The 17,457-nt window shown below is 62.0% G+C and carries 17 protein-coding genes and 1 riboswitch; of the genes, 13 read left to right on the top strand and 4 right to left on the bottom strand.

Translation table 11 applies throughout. The annotated features are described in order from the left end of the window. Positions 1-35: 35 nt before the first annotated feature. Complete coding sequence (locus tag HBO41_RS06360; protein WP_169985503.1) at positions 36-857, top strand: HDOD domain-containing protein; 822 nt, start codon at positions 36-38, stop codon at positions 855-857. Here the strand turns inward: HBO41_RS06360 and HBO41_RS06355 are convergent, their stop codons facing one another. Both HBO41_RS06355 and HBO41_RS06350 read right to left on the bottom strand, forming a co-directional pair. After that, positions 858-2,243, bottom strand: a complete 1,386-nt coding sequence (locus HBO41_RS06355; RefSeq protein WP_017137323.1) for a sensor histidine kinase — start codon at positions 2,241-2,243, stop codon at positions 858-860. Next, the gene (locus tag HBO41_RS06350; RefSeq protein ID WP_017137322.1) at positions 2,236-2,907 is read right to left on the bottom strand and encodes a response regulator; all 672 of its coding nucleotides are present in this window, start codon (positions 2,905-2,907) and stop codon (positions 2,236-2,238) included. Before HBO41_RS06350 ends, HBO41_RS06355 begins: the two co-directional genes overlap by 8 nt. A gap of 235 nt (positions 2,908-3,142) precedes the next feature. Between HBO41_RS06350 and HBO41_RS06345 the strand changes: the two genes are divergently transcribed. The 5 genes from HBO41_RS06345 to HBO41_RS06325 are packed head-to-tail and all read left to right on the top strand — an operon-like array spanning position 3,143 to position 8,514. Further along, the gene (locus HBO41_RS06345; protein WP_099548635.1) at positions 3,143-4,432 is read left to right on the top strand and encodes an OprD family porin; all 1,290 of its coding nucleotides are present in this window, start codon (positions 3,143-3,145) and stop codon (positions 4,430-4,432) included. Positions 4,433-4,465: 33 nt separating this feature from the next. Further along, positions 4,466-5,449, top strand: coding sequence for a tripartite tricarboxylate transporter substrate binding protein (locus HBO41_RS06340; RefSeq protein WP_017137320.1), 984 nt, complete (start codon positions 4,466-4,468; stop codon positions 5,447-5,449). 60 nt (positions 5,450-5,509) lie between these two features. Next, entirely contained in the window at positions 5,510-5,968 is a 459-nt protein-coding gene (locus tag HBO41_RS06335) for a tripartite tricarboxylate transporter TctB family protein (protein WP_099548634.1), read from the top strand. A 1-nt stretch (position 5,969) separates the two neighbouring features. After that, the gene (locus HBO41_RS06330) at positions 5,970-7,484 is read left to right on the top strand and encodes a tripartite tricarboxylate transporter permease (protein ID WP_017137318.1); all 1,515 of its coding nucleotides are present in this window, start codon (positions 5,970-5,972) and stop codon (positions 7,482-7,484) included. After that, positions 7,477-8,514 (top strand): AbrB family transcriptional regulator, encoded by a 1,038-nt coding sequence (locus tag HBO41_RS06325; protein ID WP_026013720.1) that lies wholly within the window; start codon positions 7,477-7,479, stop codon positions 8,512-8,514. Before HBO41_RS06330 ends, HBO41_RS06325 begins: the two co-directional genes overlap by 8 nt. Positions 8,515-8,640: 126 nt before the next feature. Here HBO41_RS06325 and ung read toward each other — a convergent pair whose 3' ends face one another. Continuing rightward, complete coding sequence (ung, locus tag HBO41_RS06320) at positions 8,641-9,333, bottom strand: uracil-DNA glycosylase (protein WP_169985500.1); 693 nt, start codon at positions 9,331-9,333, stop codon at positions 8,641-8,643. Positions 9,334-9,468: 135 nt separating this feature from the next. On the opposite strand from ung, the gene HBO41_RS06315 reads away from it, so the two are divergent. Then, a complete protein-coding gene (locus HBO41_RS06315; RefSeq protein WP_169985497.1) occupies positions 9,469-10,581 on the top strand; it encodes an enoyl-CoA hydratase/isomerase family protein in 1,113 nt (370 codons plus the stop codon). Positions 10,582-10,635: 54 nt separating this feature from the next. On the opposite strand, the gene HBO41_RS29455 is transcribed toward HBO41_RS06315, so the two are convergent. Next, positions 10,636-11,001, bottom strand: a complete 366-nt coding sequence (locus tag HBO41_RS29455; protein ID WP_017137314.1) for a hypothetical protein — start codon at positions 10,999-11,001, stop codon at positions 10,636-10,638. A gap of 305 nt (positions 11,002-11,306) precedes the next feature. Here HBO41_RS29455 and HBO41_RS06310 point away from each other — a divergent pair, with 305 nt between their 5' ends. The 6 genes from HBO41_RS06310 to HBO41_RS06285 all read left to right on the top strand — a co-directional run bounded on the left by HBO41_RS06310 (position 11,307) and on the right by HBO41_RS06285 (position 17,268). Further along, positions 11,307-12,929 carry a methyl-accepting chemotaxis protein gene (locus HBO41_RS06310; protein WP_099548632.1) on the top strand — a complete coding sequence of 541 codons (1,623 nt, stop codon included), beginning with the start codon at positions 11,307-11,309 and terminating at the stop codon, positions 12,927-12,929. 157 nt (positions 12,930-13,086) lie between these two features. Next, a riboswitch (guanidine-I (ykkC/yxkD leader) is annotated at positions 13,087-13,190 on the top strand. Between the two features lie 60 nt (positions 13,191-13,250). Further along, positions 13,251-14,318: a putative urea ABC transporter substrate-binding protein gene (locus HBO41_RS06305; RefSeq protein WP_017137312.1), complete on the top strand. Its 1,068-nt coding sequence runs from the start codon at positions 13,251-13,253 to the stop codon at positions 14,316-14,318. Positions 14,319-14,330: 12 nt separating this feature from the next. Then, positions 14,331-15,146: an ABC transporter permease gene (locus HBO41_RS06300; RefSeq protein WP_017137311.1), complete on the top strand. Its 816-nt coding sequence runs from the start codon at positions 14,331-14,333 to the stop codon at positions 15,144-15,146. Next, positions 15,143-15,907: an ABC transporter ATP-binding protein gene (locus HBO41_RS06295; RefSeq protein ID WP_099548630.1), complete on the top strand. Its 765-nt coding sequence runs from the start codon at positions 15,143-15,145 to the stop codon at positions 15,905-15,907. The genes HBO41_RS06300 and HBO41_RS06295 overlap by 4 nt, the downstream gene beginning before the upstream one ends. Continuing rightward, the gene (locus HBO41_RS06290; RefSeq protein WP_138453786.1) at positions 15,904-16,629 is read left to right on the top strand and encodes an urea amidolyase associated protein UAAP1; all 726 of its coding nucleotides are present in this window, start codon (positions 15,904-15,906) and stop codon (positions 16,627-16,629) included. The genes HBO41_RS06295 and HBO41_RS06290 overlap by 4 nt, the downstream gene beginning before the upstream one ends. A 9-nt stretch (positions 16,630-16,638) precedes the next feature. Further along, a complete protein-coding gene (locus HBO41_RS06285) occupies positions 16,639-17,268 on the top strand; it encodes an urea amidolyase associated protein UAAP2 (RefSeq protein ID WP_138453787.1) in 630 nt (209 codons plus the stop codon). Positions 17,269-17,457 lie beyond the last annotated feature (189 nt).

Genomic DNA, 17,457 nt, shown 5'->3' with positions numbered 1-17,457 from the left:
CGCCGCACCTTTTTGCAACACCCTAGAGAGCATGAATGAACAAGCTGGCGGAAAAAGTCCAACAGGCTTTGGTAACGGCCATCGACAACGATGACCTGGTTCTGCCGACATTACCGGAAGTGGCCTTGAACATTCGTCAGGCCGCGGAAGACCCGGAGATCAGCATCAGCCACTTGAGCAAAGTGATCGGTCGCGATACCGCGCTGTCGGCGCGCCTGATCAAAGTGGTGAACAGCCCGCTGCTACGCGCAACCCAGGAAGTCACTGATCTGCATACCGCCATCACGCGGCTGGGCACCAACTACAGCAGCAACCTGGCCATCGGTCTGGTCATGGAACAGATCTTCCACGCCCGCTCCGAAGTCGTCGAACTGAAAATGCGCGAAGTGTGGCGCCGCAGCCTGGAAGTGGCGGGCGTGAGTTATGCCCTGTGCCGCAACCACAGCCACCTCAAGCCGGACCAGGCCGCCCTCGGCGGGCTGGTGCATCAGATTGGCGTGCTGCCGATCCTCACCTACGCCGAAGACCGTTACGAGCTGTTGGCCGACCCGGTCAGCCTCAACCATGTCATCGACAGTATTCACCCGTTGCTGGGTGACAAACTGCTGGGTGTGTGGGATTTCCCGGAAATGCTGGCCAAGCTGCCGGGGCAGTACCTGGATTTGGAGCGTGACTCCCCAAGCCTGGACTACATCGACGTGGTGCAAATCGCCGCACTGTATTGCCACCGAGGCACCGCGCATCCATCGGCCAACGTAGACGTTACCAGCCTGCCGGCGCTCAAGAAGCTGCGCATCGACCCCTACAGCGAAACATTGCGTGCCGAGCTGGATGAAGCGCGCTCGATGTTCTATTGACTACCCCGCGATAAAACTCACCCGCACCTTCAACCCCGCCAATTCACCATCATGCAGGCTGATCTGCGCCAAATGCGCCCGGCAGATCTCGCCGACAATCGCCAGCCCCAAGCCCGAGCCCATGCCCTGCTGGCTGCGGCGGTAGAAACGTTCGAAAACCCGGTCCCGCTCATCCAGCGGGATGCCTGGGCCGTCATCTTCAACTTCCAGGATCGCCGGCGCGGTCACCCGCAGAATCACGTTCCCGCCCGATGGGGTGTGGGCCAGGGCGTTATCCACCAGGTTGCTCAGCAGTTCATTCAGCAAGGTCGGCTCACCGCGCAGCCACACCGGTTCGTCCGCCTCCAATGCCAGGGCAACGCCCCGCGCGTGGGCCAGCGGCGCCATGGCCATGCCGAGTTCCCGCGCCAGCTGGCTGAGGTCAAGCAATTGCGCACCGCCCTCGGCAATCGCCCGCGCGCCGTTTTCGATGCGTGCCAGGGACAGCAATTGGTTGGCCAAGTGGGTCAGACGGTCGGTGCCTTGGGCTGCGGTTTCCAAGGTACTGCGCCACGTCGCCGGGTCGCTGCTGCGCAGGCCCAGCTCAAGCCGGGCCTTGAGCGCCGCCAGCGGGGTGCGCAATTCGTGGGCGGCGTCGGCGATAAACTGCGCCTGGCGCTCGAACTGGCCGCGCAAGCGCTCGGTGAAATGATTAAGCGAGCGCACTAACGGGCCGAACTCATGCTGCACCTCCACCAGCGGCAGCGGGCGCAAGTCGTCGGGCTGGCGTTCTTCCACGGCGGTGCGCAGGCGTTCCAGCGGGCGCAGTGCCGCACTCACGGCAAACCACACCAGCAATAACGCACCGACCGCCAGCATGCCCAGGCGCAGCAAAGTGTCGGCCATCAGGCTGCGAGCCATGCTCTCGCGGGCTTCGTCAGTTTCCGCCACGCGAATTTCCGCCATGCCGTTCATGTTCGGCTCTGACACCGCCTTGAGCAGGCTGACCACCCGCACATGCTGGCCCTGGTACATGGCGTTGTAGAACCGCGCTAACGCCGGGTAATCATCGGTGCGCGGCGTGCCCGGCGGTGGGCCAGGGAGGTTTTCGTAGCCGGAGATCAATTTTCGGTCGATGTCATTGACCTGATAATAGATCCGCCCGGCACTGTCGTAAGCGAAGGTATCCAGCGCCACATACGGCACATTGGCACTCAGGGTGCCGTCCACCTGGGTCAACCCGGCGGCGATGGTGCGCGCAGAAGCCAGCAAAGTGCGGTCATAGGCGGTGTCGGCAGCTTCGCGGCCATTCCAGTAAGCACTCATGCCGCTGGCGAGCATCAGCACCACCAGCAGCAGCGCCAGGTTCCACAGCAGCCGCCAGCGCAGGCTGCTGGGCTTATGCATCACGGGCTTCCAGCAAATAGCCAAGGCCACGGAAGGTCACGATGGCGATGGGCTGGCCGTCGAGTTTCTTGCGCAGGCGGTGCACGTAGATTTCAATCGCGTCGGGGCTGGCTTCCTCGTCCAGGCCGAACACCTGGGAGGCCAGTTGCTCCTTGCTCATCACGCGGCCGGGCCGCGCGATCAACGCCTCGAGCACCGCCTGCTCGCGGGAGGTCAGCGTCATCAGCTCGCCGCCCACGGTGAAACGCCGGGTATCCAGGTCGTAGACCAGCACGCCGCACGCCTGCTGACGCTCGCCGCCCAGCACGCTGCGGCGCAGCAGCGCCTTGACTCGCGCTTCCAGCTCGGTCAACTCGAAGGGCTTGGCCAGGTAGTCATCAGCGCCCAGGTTCAGGCCATGCACACGGTCCTTTACATCACTGCGCGCCGTCAACATCAACACTGGCAGATTTTTCCCACGCGCCCGCAGACGCGCCAACACCTCAAAACCATCCATGCGCGGCAGCCCCACATCGAGGATCACCACCGCATATTCCTCGCTGCTCAAGGCCAGGTCCGCGGCCACGCCGTCGTGCAGTACGTCGACGGTCAAACCCGTGCTCTTGAGCGCTTGGGCAACACTTTCGGCGAGTTGCAGATGGTCTTCAACCAAGAGGACACGCATGGATTTTCACCTCGTTCGGGCATGGTCGACGCCACGCTTTGGCGGGCAGTTTACAGGCGCCGCCTGCCCTGTGAAGCCCGAAAACATTGAAAGGCAGCTGAAAGGTTAGTGAAAGCTTCGCCCTTTAGCATCCAGCAACGGTGGGTAATGCCCGCCGAGCTACCTGATCCGTAGCGATCGAAAAACGCCTCGAAGCGTTTTCGCCAAAATAAGAACAATAACGGAGTACACCACGATGCTGTCGACCCAGCCCCAGGCTTGCCCGCCTGTCCGTTTTTCCCGTCTTGCCAAGACCGCCCTTGCCAGTGCCACCGCCCTTGCCGGCTTTTCGCCGCTTGCCCAGGCTGCCTTCTTTGAAGACAGTAGCGCGACCCTGGAAACCCGCAATATGTACTTCAACCGCGACTTTCGCGACGGCACCAGCGCGCAGCAATCCAAGCGCGACGAATGGGCTCAGGGCTTCATGCTCAACCTGCAATCGGGCTACACCGACGGCACCGTCGGCTTTGGTGTGGACGCGCTGGGCATGCTTGGGGTCAAGCTCGACTCCAGCCCCGACCGCACAGGTTCTGGCTTGCTGCCCACTGACAACGGCCGCGCTGTCGACGACTACGCCAAACTCGGCCTGACCGGCAAAGTAAAGATCTCCGCCACCGAACTCAAGATCGGTGCGCTGATCCCCGAACTGCCGACCCTCAAGCCCAACGACGGCCGCATCCTGCCGCAGACCTTCAACGGTGGCTTGCTGACCTCCAAAGAATTCAAGAACCTGGTGTTTACCGGCGGCCGCCTGGACAAAGCCAAAGACCGCGATTCCACCGACTACGAAGAAATCGCCCTCAATAACAAGAACAGCCGTTTCGTCAGCGGGGCTACCGGCAAGCACTTCAACTTCGGCGGCGTTGACTACAAGCTCGCCGACAAGATCACCGGCAGTTACCACTTCGCCCAACTCGATGACGTGTACCGCCAGCACTTCCTCGGCCTGGTGGCCTCGCGCCCACTCGGCCCCGGCACCTTCGGCACCGACCTGCGCCTGGCCATCAGTGATGACACGGGCGCGGCCCATGGCGGCAAGATCGACAACAGATCCCTCAACGGCCTGTTCAGCTATGCCCTCAATGGCCATAAGCTCAGCGCCGGCTACCAGCACATGTCCGGCGACAGCGCCTTTCCGTATGTGGATGGGGCCGACCCGTACCTGGTCAACTTCGTACAGATCAACGACTTTGCCGGCGCCGAAGAACGCTCCTGGCAAGCGCGCTACGACTACGATTTCGCCAAGCTGGGCATTCCCGGTCTGAGCTTCATGAGCCGTTACCTGTCGGGTGACAACATCAAGCTCAAGAACGGCGAGACCGGCAAGGAGTGGGAGCGCAACAGCGAGATCCGCTACATCGTGCAAAGCGGCACGTTCAAGGATGTCGCGTTTCGCCTGCGTAACGCCACGTACCGCTCCAACTACTCGGCCCGTGATGCGGATGAAGTACGCGTGCTGGTCAGCTATAGCGTCGCACTTTGGTAGTAGCCCCTAAATAACAACAAGACGGAGATTCAAATGACCTATTCACTGCGTAAATTGGCCCTCGCCGCCGGCTGCATGTTGTTCGCCGGCCAACTGCTGGCCGCCGACGAACCCAAACGCCCGGAATGCATCGCCCCAGCCTCCCCCGGCGGTGGTTTTGACCTGACCTGCAAACTGGCGCAAAGCGCGTTGGTCAATGAGAAGCTGCTGAGTAAACCGATGCGTGTGACCTACATGCCCGGCGGCGTGGGCGCGGTGGCCTATAACGCGGTGGTAGCACAGCGCCCAGCGGACGGCGGCACACTGGTGGCCTGGTCCAGCGGTTCGCTGTTGAACCTGGCCCAGGGCAAGTTCGGCCGTTTTGATGAAAGCGCCGTGCGTTGGTTGGCAGCGGTCGGCACCAGCTACGGTGCCATCGCAGTGAAAAGCGATTCGCCCTACAAGACCCTCGACGATCTCGTCAAAGCCTTGAAGAAAGATCCGGGCAGCGTGGTGATCGGTTCCGGCGGCACCGTAGGCAGCCAGGACTGGATGCAAACCGCCCTGATCGCCAAGGCCGCCGGCATCAACCCGCGCGAACTGCGTTATGTCGCCCTCGAAGGCGGCGGTGAAATCGCCACCGCCCTGCTCGGCGGCCACATCCAGGTGGGCAGCACCGACATCTCCGACTCCATGCCGCACATCCTCAGCGGTGACATGCGCCTGCTAGCGGTGTTCGCCGAAGAGCGCCTGGACGAGCCGGAAATGAAGAACATTCCGACCGCCAAAGAGCAAGGCTACGACATCGTCTGGCCAGTGGTCCGCGGTTTCTACCTTGGGCCAAAAGTCAGCGATGCCGACTACGCCTGGTGGAAAGAAGCGTTCGACAAACTGCTGGCCTCCGAAGAGTTCGCCAAGCTGCGTGACCAGCGCGAGCTGTTCCCGTTTGCCATGACCGGCCCGGAGCTGGACACCTACGTGAAGAAACAGGTGGCTGACTACAAAGTGCTGGCCAAAGAGTTCGGCCTGATCCAGTAATCGCCCCTCTTTTGCACGGCTGCGCCCTCTTTAACGGGCGGCGCGGCCCAGGAGTTCCACATGCTCTTACAACGCATTTTCGCCTCGGTGATGCTGCTGGTCTGCGCCGGCCTGGCACTGATGGCCTGGCCGTATCAGGCGGCGTTTTCCTACGAGCCGGTCGGCCCACGTGCCTTTCCGCTGCTGATGCTCGGCCTGATGAGCCTGGGCCTGATCTACATGATCTTTCGCCCGCAGCCAACCAAGCACACCGAAGAAGAACCCGCGCTGGACCGCGAAACCCTGATCAAGATCAGCCTTTGCGTCGCGCTGCTGATCGTGTTCGCCGGCACTTTCGAGCCCTTGGGTTTCATCCTCAGCAGCATGTTGATCGGTATTCCGATGGCACGCCTGTATGGCGGCCGCTGGTTGCCCAGCGTAGTGATCGTCACCCTCATGGCTATCGGCCTGTACCTGCTGTTCGACAAGGCCATGGATGTACCGCTGCCCCTCGGCCTGCTTGAAGTTCTGGAGAACTGATATGGATACGTTCAGCTATTTGGGCCAGGGCTTCGGCGTTGCACTGACCCCTTACAACCTGGTGACCGCGCTGTGTGGCACCTTGATCGGCACCGTGGTCGGCCTGTTGCCAGGCCTGGGCCCGATCAACGGCGTGGCCTTGTTGATCCCCATCGCGTTCGCGTTGGGCCTGCCGCCGGAATCGGCGCTGATCCTGCTCGCGGCCGTGTACCTGGGCTGCGAATACGGCGGCCGTATCAGCTCGATCCTGCTCAACATCCCGGGCGAAGCTTCTACCGTAATGACTACCCTCGACGGCTACCCGATGGCCCGCAAAGGCCTGGCCGGTGTGGCGTTGTCGCTGTCGGCATGGAGTTCGTTCATCGGCGCGTTTATCGCCACCTGCGGCATGGTGCTGTTTGCGCCGCTGCTGGCCAAATGGGCGATTGCCTTCGGCCCGGCGGAATATTTCGTACTGATGGTGTTCGCGATTGTCTGCCTGGGCGGCATGGCCGGTGACAAACCGCTGAAGACGTTTGTTGCAGCGCTGATCGGCCTGTTCCTCTCGGCCGTGGGCATCGATGCCAACAGCGGCGTGTACCGTTTTACCGGCGACAACATCCACCTCACCGACGGCATCCAGTTTGTGGTGTTGGTACTGGGCCTGTTCTCCATCAGCGAAATCCTGTTGCTGCTGGAAAAAACCCACCGTGGCCAGGAAGCCGTGAAAGCCACTGGGCGCATGATGTTCAATGTCAAGGAAGCCGCATCAGTGTTTGTCGTGAACATTCGTTGCGGCGTGCTCGGCTTTATCATGGGTGTCTTGCCGGGTGCCGGCGCGACTTTGGCCAGTGCCGTGGCCTACATGACCGAGAAGCGCATCGCCGGCGCCTCGGGCGAATTCGGTAAAGGTGACAAACGCGGTCTGGCTGCACCGGAAACTGCGATCGGCGCGGCCGCTTGTGGCGCTCTGGTCCCCATGTTGACTCTCGGCGTGCCAGGTTCTGGCACCACCGCAGTGATGATCGGCGCCCTGTCGCTGTACAACATCACCCCCGGCCCGCTGCTGTTCCAACAACAGCCGGACATCGTCTGGGGCCTGATCGCTTCGTTGTTTGTCGCCAACATCATGCTGGTGATCCTCAACATCCCGATGATCCGCATCTTCACGCGCATCCTCGCCGTACCGAACTGGGCGCTGGTGCCGGTGATCGCCATCATCACCGCCATCGGTGTGTACGCGGTTCACGCCACCACCTTCGACCTGTTCCTGATGGTCGGCATCGGCATCTTCGGTTACATCCTGCGCAAGCTGGACTTCCCGCTGTCGCCGGTACTGCTGGGCTTTATCCTCGGTGGCCTGATGGAGCAGAACCTGCGCCGCGCGCTGTCGATCTCCAACGGCGCGCTGGAAATCCTCTGGTCCAGCCCGATCACCTTTGGCGTGTGGGTACTGACGGCGATCATGTTGTTCGTGCCGCTGCTGCGTATCTGGCGTAAACGTGCCCAACAGCGTCGCGCCCTGGCCGATGTCTGAGGTCACCTTTAAACAATGGTGGGCAACACCGCTGGTCGGCCTGGCCGGCGGTTACCTGGCCAGCCTCGTCGGCTGGCCTTTGCCCTATATGGTCGGCTCGTTGCTGGCGATCATCCTGGTGCGTTGCCTCACGCCGTGGCAGTTGGCGGAGATTCCCGGCGGACGCAAATGTGGCCAATGGGTCGTAGGCATCGGCATAGGGCTGCACTTCACGCCGGTGGTGATCGAGCAAGTGATGAGCCACTTCGGCCTGATTTTCTTCGGTGCGCTGATCACCAGCCTGTCGAGCGTGGTCGGCGTGTGGTTGATGCGCCGCAGCGGCGAAGACCGCGCCACCGCGTTTTTCTCCAGCATGCCGGGCGGTTCCGGTGAAATGGTCAACCTCGGCGCCCGTAATGGCGCAGTGCTCAGCCGTGTCGCAGCGGGGCAAAGTTTGCGTGTGCTGGTGGTGGTGCTGTGTGTGCCGGCGATCTTCAAGTACTTGCTCGAAGGCGGCACGCCGCAGTTTCACCCGGCGCCAGTGAGTTGGGGTTGGCTGGCGCTGCTGTTCCCGCTGGGCGCGCTGGTGGCCTGGGGCTGGCAGCGTTTACGTCAGCCAAACCCGTGGTTGTTCGGGCCACTGTTGGTCAGCGCGACTGCCAGTGTTGTCTGGGACTTGCATTACGGCCTGCCGGACGGCGGCAGCCAGATCGGCCAGTGGCTGATCGGCAGCGGCCTGGGCTGCCACTTCAACCGTCAGTTCTTCCGTCGTGCGCCGTCGTTCATGGGCCGTACCTTGATCGGCACCGCCTTGACCATGGCGCTTGCGACGTTGGCGGCGGTGGGCTTGAGCGCGCTGACGCAGCTGGATTTGCGCTCACTCACCCTGGGCATGATGCCGGGCGGCATTGCCGAAATGAGCCTCACGGCAGAGACTTTGCAGCTGTCGGTGCCTTTGGTAACGGCAATGCAGGTAATGCGCTTGTTGTTTGTGCTGTTTTTGGCTGAGCCGTTGTTCAGGCACTGGAATCGTCAGCCGGAAAAAATCTAAGCCTTCAAAAAATTCCAATGTGGGAGCTGGCTTGCCTGCGATAGCGGTGGTTCAGTCAATAAATGTATCGGCTGACAGACCGTCATCGCAGGCAAGCCAGCTCCCACATTAGTTTGTGACTAACCTTTAGAGTGGCGGCAACCGCCACTCAATCGGCGTCTCGCCATTCTGCTCAAGAAACTTGTTGGTACGACCGAAGTGCCCACACCCCAAAAACCCGCGATACGCCGACAGCGGCGACGGGTGCACCGAGGTCAGCACCAGGTGCTTGGTCGCATCCACCAGCTTTTGCTTGCCTTGCGCATGGGCGCCCCACAACAGGAACACCAGGTGCGGCTGGTGCTCGCTGACCACTTCGATCACACGATCGGTAAAGAACTGCCAGCCCTTGCCCGCGTGGGCATTGGCATTCGCGCGCTCCACGGTCATGGTGGTGTTGAGCATCAGCACGCCCTGTTCGGCCCAGCTTTGCAGGCAGCCGTGGTTGGGAATGTCGATGTTCAGGTCGCGCTTGAGTTCTTTGTAGATATTGACCAGCGACGGCGGCGTTGGCACGCCCGGTTGTACCGAGAAGCACAAGCCATGAGCCTGGCCGGGGCCGTGGTACGGGTCCTGGCCGAGGATCACCACCTTGACCTTGTCCAAAGGCGTTGAATTGAGCGCGTTGAAAATCAACGGGCCAGGCGGGTAAATCTCTTTGCCGGCGGCATGTTCCTGGCGCAGGAACTCGCGTAGTTCGGCCATGTAGGGCTTGTCGAACTCATCCCGCAGGGCGTGTTTCCAGCTGGGTTCGAGTTTGATGCGGTCGCCTTCGGTCATGGTGTGTTCATCGTGTAAAAAAGAATGGGCGAACCCTAGGAAAGCCGACCCCGCTTGTCAATTGATCTGACACATCATCGGCACTTTCCTTTGAAGCGTTCATACTGAACCTTCACTTTCTCGATTGAGGTCACGATGAACCTGCACTTCGAAGAGCTGACCGGCAGCGACGGTGCCCGCCTCGCCATCGCCAGCCTGGACGCGGAAAAATCCCTCAACGCACTGTCCCTGCCCATGATCCTGGCCTTGGACGAACGCCTGGAGGCCTGGGCCAAAGACCCGAATATCGTGTGTGTACTGCTGCGCGGCAATGGCCCCAAAGCCTTTTGCGCCGGTGGCGAAGTCCGCAGCCTGGCCCAGGCCTGCCGTGAACTCCCCGGCGAAGTGCCCGCCCTGGCCGCGCAGTTCTTCGCCGCTGAATACCGCCTCGACTACCGCCTGCACACCTACCCCAAACCGCTGATCTGCTGGGGGCACGGTTATGTGCTCGGCGGTGGTATGGGCCTGCTGCAGAGCGCTTCGGTGCGTATCGTCACACCGAGCAGCCGCCTGGCCATGCCCGAGATCAGCATCGGCCTGTACCCGGATGTGGGGGCCAGTTGGTTCCTGTCGCGGTTACCGGGCAAGCTGGGGTTATTCCTTGGCCTCACCGGCGCCCATATCAACGGCCGCGATGCGTTGGACCTGGGCCTGGCAGACCGTTTCCTGCGCGATGACCAGCAGGAAGCGTTGATAGATGGCCTGCTGCAATTGAACTGGCAGGAACAAACCGCGATGCAGCTCAACAGCCTGCTCAAGGCGCTCGCCCAGGAAGCCGTCGACCAGCAACCCGAAGCGCAATGGCTGCCGCGCCGTGCGCAGATCGACGAATGGCTGGATGTGGCTGATGTGCGCTGTGCCTGGCGCGCCTTGAGCCCGTTACGTGAGCACGCCGACCCGCTGTTCAGCCGCGCCGGCAAAAACCTGAGTGAAGGCTGCCCGCTGACCGCGCACCTGGTGTGGGAGCAGATCCAGCGGGCGCGGCACCTGTCGTTGGCCGAGGTGTTCCAGATGGAATACACACTGAGCCTCAATTGCTGCCGTTACCCGGAGTTTGCCGAAGGCGTGCGGGCGCGCTTGATCGACAAGGACCAGACGCCCCATTGGCACTGGCCGGATATCAATACGATCCCGGACGCGGTGGTGCAGGCGCATTTCAACAAGGTGTGGGAAGGCCGGCATCCGCTGGCGGATTTGTCCGATTACTGAAAAGTGTCGCCCACAAAAAACGGCGCTTCCTGCGCCGTTTGCATTCAAGGCCTGTCAGCGGTGACCGCCGCGGCCACCTCCATGATCGCCACCCCGACCGTGCCCGCCTCTGCCGCCGTGATCGCCCCAACCCTGGTTCGGATAAGGCCGGTAACCGCCCCTTGGGCCCGAGGGGTAGTAGCGCGGGGCCGGTTGGTAATAACGCGGCGCCGAGTAGTAACGCGGTGCGGGGGCGTAATAGCGCGGAGCCGGTGCGTAATAACGTGGCGCCGAATAGTACGTGCCACCGCCGTAGTAATACGCCGGCGCCGGCGCGGTGTAGACCTCGGATCGATAGTAGCTACCGCCTCCATCGTAGTAGGGCACACAAGCAGAAAGGGTAAGACCGAGTAAAGCGCTGAGCAGCAGTCGTCGATACATGGCGGCCTCCTGGACCGCGGAAGAGCACCTCCAGCGACGCGGGAGGGCGGCACCCGGCTTTCGCCGAATGACACAGTATCGGACATCGAAAACCAGATCTGGTGCGTTTTGGTAACAACTTGATACATGACCGTAGGCGGTCGATACGATCCGTTGCGCATCCCGGTAACTATCAAGTTACTTTATCGATTCAGTAAATTTTGCTGGCCCGGAACCTTGTCGATTGCGATGATGCCACTATGACATCGCACATGGCCAGGGAGGCTCTATCGTGCGCCCCTCGCCAATATCGCCGGATTAGAGTCATGAAAATTTCAACCAAGCTGCTGCTTTCATTCCTACTGTGCGCACTGGTCACCCTCGGGGTTGGCCTGCTGGGTATCAAAAGCGTCGTGCGCCTTTCCAGCGCATTGGAACTCACGTTCTCCAACAACCTGGTTTCCGTCAGCAACACGGCAAGTACGCTCAATGGTCTGGTCGCCCACAACCGTGGTCTGTACCGTTTGCTGGACGCCAGCAAGGGCGACGTCTCCGCCCAGGACCGCGACCGCGTGACCCAGGACATCGCCAACGAACTCAAACGCAGCCAGAGCGCCTACGCCACCTACCGCGCCACGCCGCTGGCAGACGACGAACGGGCAGCCGGTGACAAGCTCGACCAGATCTGGCCCACCTACATCAGCAACTCCGAGCGCATCGTCGCGATGATGAACGGCGGCCAGCTCGAGCAGGCGCGCGCTCAGCTCAACAGCACCAACAATGAGCTGTTCCGTCAGGCGCGCGAGCTGATCCGTGTGATTATCGATTCCAACAACCGCCAGATCCAGGAAGGCGCCGCCGCCGCCGCCGACCTACGCAGCAGCGCGTTGACCTGGATGATCAGCGGCATCGTGCTGGCCTTCATCATCGCCCTCATCATTGGCGTGCTGATCACCCGCCTGATCACCCGCCCTATCGCCCAGGCCGTCGAGAGCGCCCAACGCATTGCCAAGGGTGACCTGACCCAAGCCATCATCACCGACCGTACTGACGAAGCCGGAAAATTGTTGATGGCATTGGCCGACATGCAGGGCGGGCTGAAAAGCACGCTGGTGGAAATCGCCAACGCCGCCGACCAGCTCGCCTCCGCCGCTGAAGAACTCAGTGCGGTCACCGACGAAAGCAGCCGTGGCCTCACGCGCCAGAATGACGAAATCCAGCAAGCCGCCACTGCCGTCAACCAGATGACGGCGGCGGTGGATGAAGTGGCAAGCAATGCGGTGTCGACCTCCGAAGCCTCGCGCCAGGCCACCACTGAAGCGGAGGAAGGCCGTGAGCAGGTGGCGCAGGCCGTGTCCGGTATGAGTTCGATGGTGGTCGAGATCAACGATTCGACACAATCGGTGGCCGACCTGGCCAGCCAGGTGCGCGAGATCGGCAAGGTGATCGACGTGATCCGCGGTATCGCCGACCAGACCAACCTGCTGGCCCTTAACGCCGCCATCGAAGCCGCACGCGCGGGTGAGCAAGGCCGTGGTTTTGCGGTGGTGGCCGATGAAGTCCGCGCGCTGGCCCATCGCACCCAGACCTCCACCGTCGATATCGAAAAAATGATCGGCGAAGTGCAGGTCGGCGCCGATGACGCCGTGGCAGCCATGAACAAAAGCCTGACCTGGGCCAACAACACCCAAACCCTGGCGCAAAACGCCGGCGAAGCCCTGGAACGCATCACCGCCAGCGTGGCGAAGATCAACGAACGCAACCTGGTGATCGCCTCCGCGTCGGAAGAGCAGGCGCAGGTAGCCCGCGAAGTGGACCGCAACCTCCTCAACATCCAGGACCTGTCGACCCAGACCGCTGCCGGTGCCAACCAGACCAACGCCTCCAGCCAGGACCTGTCCCGCTTGGCCACCTCATTCAACGTGCTGGTCAGCAAGTTCCGGTTGTAACCGCCTCATTGCAGTGCGCCAACGCACCCGAGTGGCGCACGCATACCCCTCTTCCCCGCCACGCCCGGCCGTAAACCGGGCCTCTGGCCCAGTTGGCACGACTCTCGCTTTGCCTCTCCCGTGCAGGATTCATCACAGGTTCGCGGCACCACAATTTGCAATGGCCGACTAGGGTTCCGGCTCGCTTGAAAAGCGAGTGGCTGGTCCGAGAGTTGGCGACCTCCAGTTGAGGTTACACGGCGGGATAAAAGCCCGGGAGACAAGCCACCGTTCACGGTGCCGCGTTGCTCCTGCTCGCCCATGTTCAACTGGAGAAGCCCCATGCCCACAATCCGTTTACCCGCCCTGCTCGCCGCCGCCTTCGCCGCCGTGCTGAGCTTTCAAACCCAAGCCGCGACCAAAGACCACTTCAGTGTGTGCTGGACTATCTATGCCGGCTGGATGCCGTGGGAATACGCCGGCAGCCAAGGCATCCTCGACAAGTGGGCCAAGAAGTACGGCATCAAGATCGACATGGTGCAGCTCAATGACTATGTCGAGTCCATCAACCAATACACCGCTGGCCAGTTCGACGGCTGCACCATGACCAACATGGACGCCCTGACCATTCCCGCCGCCGGTGGTGTGGACAGCACCGCGCTGGTGGTCAGCGACTTTTCCAACGGCAATGATGGCGTGGTGATCAAGGGCACCGGCAAGACCGTGGCCGACCTCAAGGGCATGAACGTCAACCTGGTGGAACTCTCGGTGTCTCACTACCTGCTCGCCCGCGCCCTGGAATCCGCTGATCTCACCGAAAAAGACCTCAAAGTCGTCAACACCTCCGACGCCGACATCGCCGCGGCCTTCAACACCGACCAGGTGCAAGCCGTGACCACCTGGAACCCGATGCTCTCCGAGATCAAGGCTAAACCGGGCGTCACCCAAGTGTTCGACTCCAGCAAAGTGCCCGGCGAAATCATGGACATGATGGTGGTCAACACCCAAACCCTCAAAGACAACCCGGCCCTGGGCAAAGCGCTGACCGGCGCCTGGTTTGAAGTGGTCGCGCTGATGAACGCCAAAAACGCTGCCAGCACCGCGGCGCTTGAACATATGGCCAAGGCCTCCGGCACCGACCTCAAGGGTTTCCAGGCGCAACTGGACACCACCAAGCTGTTCGCCACGCCCAAGGAAGCGCTGGCGTTCGCCACCAGCGCGCAACTGCCCGCCACCCTGCGCAAGGTCGCCGAGTTCTCGTTTGAACACGGCCTGCTCGGCGAAGGGGCCAGGGACGCCAGCGCCGTGGGCATGAGCTTCGCCAATGGCATCACCAGCGGCGACACCGCCAACCTCAAGCTGCATTTCGACCCCAGCTACGTGCAGATGGCCGCCGACGGCACGCTGTAAGAGGACCCGGCCATGCGCCTGATCAACCGTCACCCGGAACGCTCCAGCCGCCTGCTGTTGGTGCTGCTGCCGTTCGCCCTGCTGCTGTTCGCCTACTTTGTAGGCTCGGCCGAGCGCCTGGCGGATAACCCCAACGACAAACTGCTGCCCAGCGCCGCGCAAATGGGCGACGCGGTGAAACGCCTGGCGTTCAGCGCCGATACGCGCACCGGTGAATATGTGCTGTGGCAAGACAGCGCCTCCAGCCTGCGCCGCCTGGCGATCGGCTTGGGCATCAGCGCCCTCGCCGGCCTGTGCCTGGGCATCGCCGCCGGCACACTGCCGTTGTTTGGCGCGCCGTTGTCGCCACTGCTCACGGTGCTGTCAATGGTGCCGCCACTGGCGATCCTGCCGATTCTGTTCATCGTGTTTGGGCTGGGAGAGTTGTCCAAAGTCATGCTGATCGTCATCGGTGTAACACCGTGCCTGGCGCGCGACCTGGAACAGCGCGCCCGGGAAATACCCGTCGAGTTGCTGGTCAAGGCACAGACCCTCGGCGCCTCCACCTGGACCCTGATGCTGCGTGTGGTGCTACCGCAACTGCTGCCACGTCTGCTGATCTCGCTGCGGCTGATGCTCGGCTCGGCGTGGTTGTTCCTGATCGCCGCCGAAGCCATCGCCTCCACCGACGGCCTCGGCTACCGGATCTTCCTGGTGCGCCGCTACCTGGCGATGGACGTGATCTTGCCCTACGTGGTGTGGATCACCCTGCTCGCCTGGCTGATGGACTGGGGCCTCAAAACCCTCACACGGCGTGCGTTCCCCTGGTACGAAGGAGCGCGGCCATGAGTTTTATCAGCGTCAACAATGTGTGGCAGCGCTATGGCGAACAGGTGGTGTTGGAAGGGCTCAACCTGCACGTCAATGAGGGTGAGTTTTGCACCCTGGTCGGCACGTCCGGCTGCGGCAAATCGACCTTCCTGCGCTTGTTACTGGGCCAGGAAACCGCGAGCAAAGGCCAGATCCTGCTGGACGGCCAACCACTTGCCGGCGAGCCGGATGCCAGCCGTGGCGTGGTGTTCCAGCGTTACTCGGTGTTCCCGCATTTGACGGTGCTGGACAACGTTGCGCTTGGCCTTGAGCTACCGCGCTCGCCGCTGCTGGGACGGCTGTTCGGCAAAGCCAAACAAGACGCACGGGAACAGGCCGCCGCCCTGCTGCAAAAAGTCGGCCTCGGCCACGCACTGGACAAATACCCGGCGCAGCTCTCCGGCGGCATGCAGCAACGCCTGGCCATCGCCCAAGCCCTGATCATGAAACCCCGCGTGTTGCTGCTGGACGAACCCTTCGGCGCCCTCGACCCGGGCATTCGCAAAGACATGCATCAGCTGTTGCTGGCGCTATGGCGCGAAACCCGGCTGACGGTGTTCATGGTCACCCACGACCTCAGCGAAGGTTTCAGCCTCGGCACACGCTTGCTGGTGTTCGACAAAGTCCGTGTCGACCCCCACGCCCCCGGCGCCTATGGCGCGCGCATCACCTACGACATCCCTTTGAACAGCGAGCGCCGCAAAGCGCTGGCCGCCGAACTTGGAGCGACTTGCAAATGACCGATTCCATTCAACTGTTCCCACCCTTCGCCGAAGAAATGCTACCCGGCGGCGGCCACCGCTCCTTTGTGCTCAAGCGCGGCCAACTGCTGCGCCTCACGGATATTCGCGGTGGTGCCAACGTCAGCCTGACCCTGCTCAATGCCAATGAAAAAACCGAGCGTCTGAACCTGCCCGACAGCCTCAAATGCCAACACACCGCCAAACTCACCCGCGGCCACTGCCTGTACTCGGACATGGGCCGCGTGCTGGCCGCCATCACCGCCGACACCTGCGGCTGGAGCGACAGCATCGGCGGCGTGCTGTGCGCCGCCGAGGTCGCTGAAAAGTACGGCCAGGGCCGTTATCAGGAGCTGCGCAACGGCTTCTTTCGCAACGGCACCGACAACCTGCTGGTGGAATTGGGCAAGTGGGGGTTGGGGCTTAGCGACCTGCTGATGACCCTCAACCTGTTCAGCCGGGTCAGCGTTGACGAAGGCGGCGGCCTGCACTTTGTGCCGGGCAATTCCAAAGCCGGCGACTACATCGAACTCTACGCGCCGATGGACACACTCGTGGTGCTGACCGCGCTGCAACACCCGATGGACCCCAACCCGAACTACGCGCCGCAACCGCTGAAACTCAGCTGGATGAACGCCGATTCCAGTGTCGCCGAACACTGCCGCACTTCGCGCCCGGAAAACGAGCGCGGCTTTATCAACACCGACCGCCTGTTCGCCTGAGGAACTGCCATGTCTATCGCACTGAAACAACCCGAGGCAGCCGTGTACCGCGCCACCATTCCTGCTGGCGAGCCATGGCTGATGGAGGTCAAGGCCGGGCAGACCCTGCGCATCCTCGACCTGGAGGGCAACCAGGCCGTCGACACGCTGTTCTACAGCCGCAAAAACCCCAAGGAACGCTACGACGTACAGCGCACATTACGCCGGCAAAACCGCGTGTACCTGAGCACCGGCAGCGTGCTGTATTCCAACCTTGGCCAGCCGATGCTGACCATCGTCGATGACACCTGCGGGCGCCACGACACCCTCGGCGGTGCCTGTGCCCAAGAGAGCAACACCGTGCGCTACGCCCTGGAAAAACGCTACATGCACAGCTGCCGCGACAACTACCTGCGCGCCTGCGCCCACGACGGTCGGCTGGGTAAAGGTGACATCGGGCCGAACATCAATTTCTTCATGAATGTGCCGGTCACCGCCGACGGCGGGCTGACCTTTGAAGACGGCATTTCCGCGCCCGGCAAGTACGTCGACCTGCGTGCGCAGATGGACGTGATCGTGCTGATCTCCAACTGCCCGCAACTGAACAATCCATGCAATGGCTACAACCCGACGGCTGCGGAGTTACTGGTATGGAACTGAAAATAAAACGCCTGCGTAAGTGGTTATTCGCCCTGTGCCAGTCCCGAGCCGGGCAATGCATCCGAAAACACTAGCGATCAACTGTGGGAGCTGGCTTGCCTGCGATAGCGGTCCATCAGCCAACCGATAAGCTGACTGCCCTACCGCCATCGCGGGCAAGCCCGGCTCCCACACTGACCACAGGCACTG

The organism is Pseudomonas sp. WS 5146 (genome assembly GCF_012985495.1).
Lineage (GTDB): Bacteria > Pseudomonadota > Gammaproteobacteria > Pseudomonadales > Pseudomonadaceae > Aquipseudomonas > Aquipseudomonas edaphica.
Note: the sequence above shows the minus strand (reverse complement) of the source record. Positions and strands in the feature narration are given on the sequence as shown.